The organism is Acidobacteriota bacterium, from assembly GCA_009838525.1.
In the GTDB taxonomy this organism is placed as follows: Bacteria; Acidobacteriota; Vicinamibacteria; order Vicinamibacterales; family UBA8438; genus VXRJ01.
The window spans coordinates 272,468-279,903 of record VXRJ01000035.1; the positions used below are offsets into that span (position 1 = coordinate 272,468).

Here is a 7,436-nt window from a genome sequence, read left to right on the forward strand (position 1 = left end):
ACCATGGCACGCTACCTGGTGACCGGCGGCGCCGGCTTCATCGGATCCCACGTCGTTGAGGCGCTGATGGAACGCGGCGACGACGTGCGTGTCGTCGACGATCTGTCGACCGGTCGCCGTTCCAACCTGGCCGGTTGGCCCGACATTGAGCTGGTCGAGGCGGACCTCGCGGACGAGGATGTGGCGGCGCGGGCTGTGGCCGGGATCGACCAGGTGATCCATCTCGCCGCGATCCCGTCGGTGCCCCGCTCGGTGCGTCAACCCGCCAGGTGTCATCGCGCCAACGTGGAGGCAACGCTCGCGCTGCTGCTCGCGGCGCGCGACGCGGGCGTCCGCCGCGTTGTCCTGGCCAGCTCGTCGTCGGTCTACGGGGAGTCGGAGGCACTGCCGAAGCACGAAGGACTTTGCCCGTCGCCCCTCTCTCCGTATGCCCTGCACAAGCTGATCGGCGAGCAGTACGCGGCGCTGTTCGCCCGGCTGTACGGCCTGGAGACCGTCGCGTTGCGCTTCTTCAACGTCTTTGGTCCGCGGCAGTCGCCGACGTCACAGTATTCCGGCGTCATCTCGCTCTTCACGGCAGCACTGCTTGCCGGCTCTTCCGCCACGATCTACGGCGACGGTGAGCAGACGCGCGACTTCACCTACGTGGCGGACGTCGTGGCGGGCGTGCTGGCGGCCTGCGCGGCCCCGGGCGCGGCGGTCTCGGGCCGCGCGGTCAATCTGGCTCGGGGCGAACGGATTTCCGTGAACGACCTGTACGCCGTGCTCCAACGGGTCACCGGTGGCAACAGCATTGAGGCGACCTACACTCATCCGCGGCCTGGTGATGTCCGCGATTCTCAGGCCGACATCTCACTCGCGCGGAAGTTGTTCGATTTCGAGCCGGCCGTCAGCGTCGAGGAAGGGCTTCGACGCACGGTCGAGTGGCAGCGATCGGTTGCGACGGAACGGGAGTCGTCATGAGGATACCGTTTGCCGGATCGCCGACGCCGACAGTCGGCGTCGAGCTGGAACTCCAGATCATCGATCCCGAGACGATGAACCTGGCGCCGGGCGCGCCCGCCATCATCGAACGCTCGGGCGACCCGAAGCACGTCAAGGCCGAGCTGATCGAGTCGACCATCGAGGTCTGCACCGATGTCTGTGCCGACATCGCCGAGGTGCGGTCGGACCTGACGGCGCGGGTCGACAGGCTGCTCGAGGTGGCGGACGACCTCGGCTACCACATCGCCTGTGCCGGCACGCACCCTTTTTCCCGTTGGGGCCAGCAGACGATCACGCCGTCTCCCCGCTATCACCGGCTCGTGGAGAAATGCCAGTGGCCGGCCCGGCGACTGATGATCTTCGGCCTGCACGTCCATGTCGGCATCGAGAGCGGGGAGAAGGCGATCGCGCTCTTCAATTCACTCACCACCTACCTGCCGCACCTGCTCTCCCTGTCGGCCAGCTCGCCATTCTTCGGCCGGGCCGACACCGGCCTGGCGTCGTGCCGGACGAAGATCTTCGAGAGTCTTCCGACGGCCGGCCTGCCCTACCGCTTCGTCAACTATGCGGAGTTTCAGCGGTTGATGATCACGCTGATCAACGCGAAGGCCATCGAGTCGATCCAGGAGATCTGGTGGGATATCAGGCCGCATCCCAACTTCGGTACCGTCGAGGTGCGGGTCTGTGACGGGTTGCCGACACTTGATGAGGCAATCGCGGTGACGGCCCTGATACAGGCGCTGCTTGTCTGGTTGGGGGATCACTATGACGAGGGGGAGTACCTGCCCCTGCACCGCCACTGGATCGTTCGGGAGAACAAGTGGCGCGCCGCGCGGTGGGCGGCTGACGCGGAGGTCATCGTCGACGAGGAGGGGCGCCTCGAACGATTGGACGAGAGCATAACGAGACTGGTCGAGAACGACCTGATGCCGATCGCCGCCCGGCTTGGCAGCGATGGGGAGCTACGGCGGATCACGGACATGCTGCGCGTCGGCCCGAGCTATCGGAGGCAGCGGCGGATCTTCGCGGAGTCCAAGGACCATCGCGCCGTGATGCGGGCTCTTGTCCGCGAATTCCGCGAGAACGCGCCCGTCGTTGCCTGAGTGGTTGCCGCCAGGAGCTTGCACCGTAGAAGTCTCGCGTCAGCGAAACTTCCAACGCGCCCGCAAGGGCGCGCCGGCGCCAGCCGGCATCCGGAGTGCCGGTCAGGGCGCGCCCGCGGCGTTCCAGGCGAACCACCGGCGGCCGCGCCGTTCGAGGCTGAGCGGCAGCCCGAAAGCGCGCGACAGCGTATCGGCGGTCAGCGTGTCGTCGACGGGCCCGGCGGCGACGGTTCGACCTTCCGCGAGGATCAGGACGTGTGTAATGCCTGGCGGGATTTCGTCGACGTGATGCGTAACCAGGACGATCGCTCCCGTTCCGTCATCCGCCGCCACGTCCGCCAGCATGGCGACCAGTTGTTCGCGCCCGGCCAAATCGAGTCCCGCGGTGGGCTCGTCCAGCACGAGCAGCGCCGGCTCGGCCATAAGGGCGCGGGCGAGCAGGACGCGTTGCCGCTCGCCCGCCGAGAGCGTCGCGTAGCGCGAGGCGGCGAGCGCGCCGCAGCCGAACCGGGCCAGCAGCATCTCAGCGCGGGCACGATCCGACTCGTCGTAGCGGTGCCACCAGGGGGCGAGCGCGGCGTGGCGGCCGGTCAGGACAATGTCGGCCGCGTTCAGGCTCGGCCGCATCTGATCCGCCAGCGCCTGGCTCGTCATCCCGATCCGCGCGCGCAGGGCTCGCGCGTCGGTACGTCCGAAGCGCTCGCCCAGCACATCCACCGTACCTCGCGACGGATGGAGATGAAGACCGGCGATCCGGCAGAGCGAGGTCTTCCCGGAGCCGTTAGGCCCGAGGACAACCCATCGGTCTCCTGGCGCGACCCGCCAGTCGATCCGATCGAGGATGGTGCGCCCGTCGCGAACGAACGAGACGCCGGCGAGCCGGAGAAGCGCCGCCGTCTCTTCCGGCGCGCCCGACGTCCGGGCTTCGTGCGTCGACGTGAGCATCCCGTGAGACTATAGGCCGTGTCCGTCCGCCGTCTTGCCATTCGCCTGCCGAACTGGGTGGGAGACATCATGCTCGCGAGGCCGGCGCTCCACGCGATCAGGGCACGCTGGCCAGAGGTGGCGCTACAGGCAATGGCCCGGGAAGGCCACCTCGCCCTGGTCGAACGGCTTGGCCTCTTCGAGCGGATCGACGCCGCGCCCGCGAGTGGCGCGTTGGCGAGCGCGCTCACCGTCCGTCGGGCGGCGCGTGCGGTGCGGGCTTTCGCGCCGGACGCCGTCGTCCTGTTGGCGCCCTCGTTCGAAGCGGCGCTGGTGGCCCGGCTGGCGGGCGTCCCGCGCCGCATCGGCCATGACACCGACGGCCGGGGACGGTTGCTGACCGACGCCGTTCCGCCGCGGCCGGAAGCCCATCGCAGCGATGAGTACCTGGAACTGGCTTCGAGCCTCGGCGCAGCGGACGACACGCCCGGGGAGCGCCGGGGCGATCCCGTGCCGCCGCTGGCGCTGACCGGCGCGGACCGCGAATTCGGAGCGCGACTCATCCGCGAGATGGGATGGCCGCGGGATTGCCGGCCGGTCTTCGTCAACCCGGCCGCCGCCAAGGTGCCGCGAGCCTGGTCATCGGATCGCTACCGCGCGCTGGTGGAGCATCTTGCCGCAAGGAGTCTGGACGGTGGACCGCCGATCATCGTTCATGCGCGCCTGCCGTTCGAGGCTCCGGATGACTGGGCGCGGGCGCACGGCGTGGCTCTGGCCGGGGATGCGACGCTGCCGGAGCTGGCGGCGCTGCTGGAGCGGTGCGCGCTCTACGTGGGAAACGACAGCGGCCCGGCGCACCTGGCGGCGGCAGCCGGGATACCGACGGTGTCGCTGTACGGATCGTCCCGGGCATTCCGGACCGGCCCGGCTGCGCCAGGCGGCGCCCCGCACATCCCGGTCAGTGCCGAGTTCGACTGTTCGCCTTGCCGCGAGCGGTTCTTCGAGGAATGTCCGTCGCCCCCGACTGACGATGGCCGGCCGCCCTGTTTGGACGCCATCGCCACCGACTCTGTCGTCCAGACCGTCGATCGGATTCTCAGTCGAGACTCGCCTTGAGCGCGTCCAGTTCCGCCCGCAACCGCTTCACCTCGTCCGAGATCTTTGGCAGGCGGCCCAGATAACCCTGCTGCGTCTTGATGTCCTTGAGCGGACGGGCCGGCGTGCCCCAGAAGGGCTGGCCCGCCGGAATCCGCTTACGCGACGGGACGCCGCACTGCGCGCCGACGATCGCGTGGTCGTCGATGCGGCAGTAGTCGGCGATTCCCACCTGGCCACCGACGATCGCCTGCCGCCCGACCGTTGAGCTGCCGGCGATGCCCGTCTGCGACGAAATGATTGCGTGCGGACCGATCCGGACGTTGTGCGCTACCTGGCAAAGGTTGTCGATCTTCACGCCGTCGTTCACTTGCGTGTCGTCAAGGGATCCGCGGTCGATGCAGGCATTGGCTCCCAGTTCGACATCGTCGCCAATCCGCACGTTGCCCAGTTGCGGCACCTTGACCTGCTGCGTTCCGTCGAAGACAAAGCCGAACCCGTCCGCGCCGACGACGACCCCCGCATGGATGATGACCCGGTCGCCGATCATCACGCCGGGGTAGATGACGACGTGCGGGTAGAGAAAGCCGTCGTCACCGATCTGCGCGCCGGCGCCGACATAGCCGCCCGCGAGGATCGTCGTGCCGCGGCCGACCGTTGCCCCCGCTTCGACAACTGACCAGGCGCCGAGCGAGACATCGGACCCGATCGTGGCATCGGGTGAAACGACGGCGGTCTCATGCACGCCGCGTGGAGGAAGCGGCGGCGGGAACAGCCACGCCGCCACCCGCGCAAACGCGACGCGCGGCTTGTCCACCACTATCACCGTCCGGCCGGGAAGAGCCTCTCCCGTCGGAATCAGGATGCAAGTCGCGGCCGCCTCGTTCGCCTTCGCGAGGTGCCGTCCCTCGGCGTAGGCGAGATCGCCGTCCCCCGCGTGCTCCAGACTGCCCACCGAGTGGATTTCGGCCGCGCCGTCGCCATGAAGCACGCCGCCGACGTAAGCCGCAATCTCCTGAGCTGTTTTCATCGTCCTTCTCCCGGTGCGCCATCGGGTGCCGTGGCGCTCAGCCATGCGGGTCGGCCGGCGGACGCCGCCGAGCGCCGCGCACGTCGTCAGTTCCCGCCGAGGGTCAGGGTCGTGACGCCGTCGCCGATCATCACGGCGTGGCGCGACCGCTCCGCTCCAGCCTGTACCAGGGCCGTATAGGCGCCTGGCGCGACGTCATCGAGCGAGAAGGCGCCGTCGCGGTCGGCGACCGCCGCGTAGGGCGATGTCGTGATGACGACGCTGGCGCCCATCTGCGGGTGGATATCGCAGGCGACGCGGTACGTGCCGGCCGTGTCGAAATGATGCTCGTAGGTGCCGCCGATCGGCGTCGAGATGTTGAAGGCGGTTTCCTTGGTGTCGATGTTGAAGACCCGGACGTTATGCAGGATGTCCTCGCTGTTCACGAAATGGACCGGCTGACCGACCATGGCGAGCACTACCGGCGGCAGGAACTCCATGTTGATCTGGTCCATCTGCGCGGGGGTCTCCGACGGTTCAAGCGTCGCGTCCCCGACCGGCTCCAGGATCACGACGGTGAGGGAGCCGTCGGGCGAGACGGGCGCGGTGCCGGCAACCGAGAGGCCGTCCCCGGGCGCAGGCGCCGGAGCGGCTTCGGAGGGCGATGCGATCGGCGCGACCGGGTCGGCCGCCTCTCCGCTGCACGCTGCCGCGCAGAGTGCGAGGACGCCAAGAACGGCGGACGTCGTCGGCCTCGAGCGAAGACTCACGCGGCACATTATACGGACGCAGAGGGGACCAGTTGGGAGGAAACGGTGGTTGATCTTGCCGGGGCGCCCGCGCTACACTCCACCTGTTTTCTTGCCGGGCGGACAGGGTGTGCCTCGACTGCCAGGTTCCGCTCGCGGAGGTGCTGAGATGAAGAAGTACACGTTGGCGCTTCTGGGCGTTGCGGCGGCAGTCGTGATTGCGGCTCCGGGTGTGGCGTCCGCGCAGTCGGACGATGTGACGTTCCACAAGGACATCGAGCCGATTCTGCAGCGGTCCTGCCAGGTCTGCCACCGGCCCGACAACATGGCGCCGATGTCCCTGATGAACTACCAGGAGACTCGTCCCTGGGCGCGATCCATCAGGAACAAGGTGGTGGCCCGCGAGATGCCGCCCTGGCACGTCGACCCGAACGTCGGCATCCAGGAGTTCAAGGATGATCGCTCGCTCTCGAAGCGGGAAATCGACATGATTGCGGCCTGGGTCGACAACGGCGCGCCGCGCGGAAATCCGGCCGATGCGCCGGCGCCCGCCGTGCTGCCCGACTTCGGGGCGTGGTCGATTGAGCCGGATCTGATCGTCACCTCGCCGCCGCACACCGTACCGGCCGAAGCGGGCGACTGGTGGGGCGACTACATCGTCGACTCGGGCATCGCCGAGGATCGTTACATCAAGGCGATCCAGACCAAGGCGGGCGACCTGCGGGTCGTGCACCACGCGCTCACCTATGCGGTCACCGACCCCGACGCCCCCATCAACGACAGCTCGAACGACTTCTTCCTGAACGAGTACGCGGTCGGAAAGAACGCCGACGTGTATCCCGATGGTACCGGCAAGGTTCTGGAAGGGGATGCGCGCGTCCGGTTCAGCTTCCACTACCACTCCATCGGCGAGGAGGTGGTGGACCGGACCGACCTCGGAATGGTGCTCTACCCCGCTGGCGAGGAGCCGGAGAAGGTTCTGTACTCCCGCCAGCTCGGCCAGGCGGGCGAGCTCGACATCCCGGCCGGGCAGATCACGCGGCACGACGGGTACACCACGATGTACCTGCCGGGCCGGCTGACCGGTTTCCAGCCGCACATGCACTTCCTCGGCAAGCGGCAGTGCCTGGAGCTCATCTATCCCGACTCGTCGACGGAGATGGTGAGTTGCGTCAACTTCGACTTCAATTGGCACATCGTCTACAACTACGCGGACGATGCGCAGCCGATCTACCCGGCGGGGACGAAGCTGCACGTCATCAGCTACCACGACAACACCGAAGCCCATCGTGGCAACCTGGACGCGCTGAACTGGACGGGCGGCGGCAGCCGGACCATCGACGAGATGGCCTTCGGGTGGATCAGTTGGTACGACCTGAGTGAAGAGGAGTACGCCACGGAACTCGAGTCGCGCGCGAACAACGACAACGACTAGTCAGGTCATGATCAGGCATCTCAGCTTCGGGGAGGGGGGGGGGGGCGGCCCCCCGGGGGGGGGCCCCCCACAGGGGATAAAATCAAAAGGAGCACCCCACCAACACCCCCCCCACCCCCACGCCCACACCGCCCGCC

7 protein-coding genes are annotated in these 7,436 nt (G+C 68.1%); 4 read left to right on the top strand and 3 right to left on the bottom strand.

The annotated features are described in order from the left end of the window. The first annotated feature begins 3 nt into the window (after positions 1-3). On the top strand, positions 4-963 hold the full coding sequence (locus F4Y45_16580) for an NAD-dependent epimerase/dehydratase family protein (protein ID MXY26119.1): 960 nt from the start codon (positions 4-6) through the stop codon (positions 961-963). Further along, positions 960-2,087 (top strand): glutamate--cysteine ligase, encoded by a 1,128-nt coding sequence (locus F4Y45_16585; protein ID MXY26120.1) that lies wholly within the window; start codon positions 960-962, stop codon positions 2,085-2,087. Before F4Y45_16580 ends, F4Y45_16585 begins: the two co-directional genes overlap by 4 nt. 102 nt (positions 2,088-2,189) lie before the next feature. On the opposite strand, the gene F4Y45_16590 is transcribed toward F4Y45_16585, so the two are convergent. After that, a complete protein-coding gene (locus tag F4Y45_16590; GenBank protein MXY26121.1) occupies positions 2,190-3,032 on the bottom strand; it encodes an ABC transporter ATP-binding protein in 843 nt (280 codons plus the stop codon). A gap of 18 nt (positions 3,033-3,050) precedes the next feature. Between F4Y45_16590 and F4Y45_16595 the strand changes: the two genes are divergently transcribed. Next, positions 3,051-4,127 carry a glycosyltransferase family 9 protein gene (locus F4Y45_16595; protein ID MXY26122.1) on the top strand — a complete coding sequence of 359 codons (1,077 nt, stop codon included), beginning with the start codon at positions 3,051-3,053 and terminating at the stop codon, positions 4,125-4,127. On the opposite strand, the gene lpxD is transcribed toward F4Y45_16595, so the two are convergent. Both lpxD and F4Y45_16605 read right to left on the bottom strand, forming a co-directional pair. Further along, entirely contained in the window at positions 4,108-5,181 is a 1,074-nt protein-coding gene (lpxD, locus tag F4Y45_16600; GenBank protein ID MXY26123.1) for a UDP-3-O-(3-hydroxymyristoyl)glucosamine N-acyltransferase, read from the bottom strand. The two genes, F4Y45_16595 and lpxD, sit on opposite strands and share 20 nt — an antisense overlap. 41 nt (positions 5,182-5,222) lie before the next feature. Then, entirely contained in the window at positions 5,223-5,885 is a 663-nt protein-coding gene (locus F4Y45_16605) for a hypothetical protein (protein MXY26124.1), read from the bottom strand. 148 nt (positions 5,886-6,033) lie between these two features. Between F4Y45_16605 and F4Y45_16610 the strand changes: the two genes are divergently transcribed. Further along, positions 6,034-7,299 carry a hypothetical protein gene (locus F4Y45_16610; protein MXY26125.1) on the top strand — a complete coding sequence of 422 codons (1,266 nt, stop codon included), beginning with the start codon at positions 6,034-6,036 and terminating at the stop codon, positions 7,297-7,299. Positions 7,300-7,436: the final 137 nt, after the last annotated feature.

Excerpts from the sequence above, each read along its gene's own strand:
- lpxD (MXY26123.1), bottom strand. The coding sequence starts at position 5,181 with ATGGCTGAGCGCCACGGCACCCGATGGCGCACCGGGAGAAGGACGATG.
- F4Y45_16580 (MXY26119.1), top strand. The coding sequence starts at position 4 with ATGGCACGCTACCTGGTGACCGGCGGCGCCGGCTTCATCGGATCCCAC.
- F4Y45_16610 (MXY26125.1), top strand. The coding sequence starts at position 6,034 with ATGAAGAAGTACACGTTGGCGCTTCTGGGCGTTGCGGCGGCAGTCGTG.
- F4Y45_16590 (MXY26121.1), bottom strand. The coding sequence starts at position 3,032 with ATGCTCACGTCGACGCACGAAGCCCGGACGTCGGGCGCGCCGGAAGAG.
- F4Y45_16585 (MXY26120.1), top strand. The coding sequence starts at position 960 with ATGAGGATACCGTTTGCCGGATCGCCGACGCCGACAGTCGGCGTCGAG.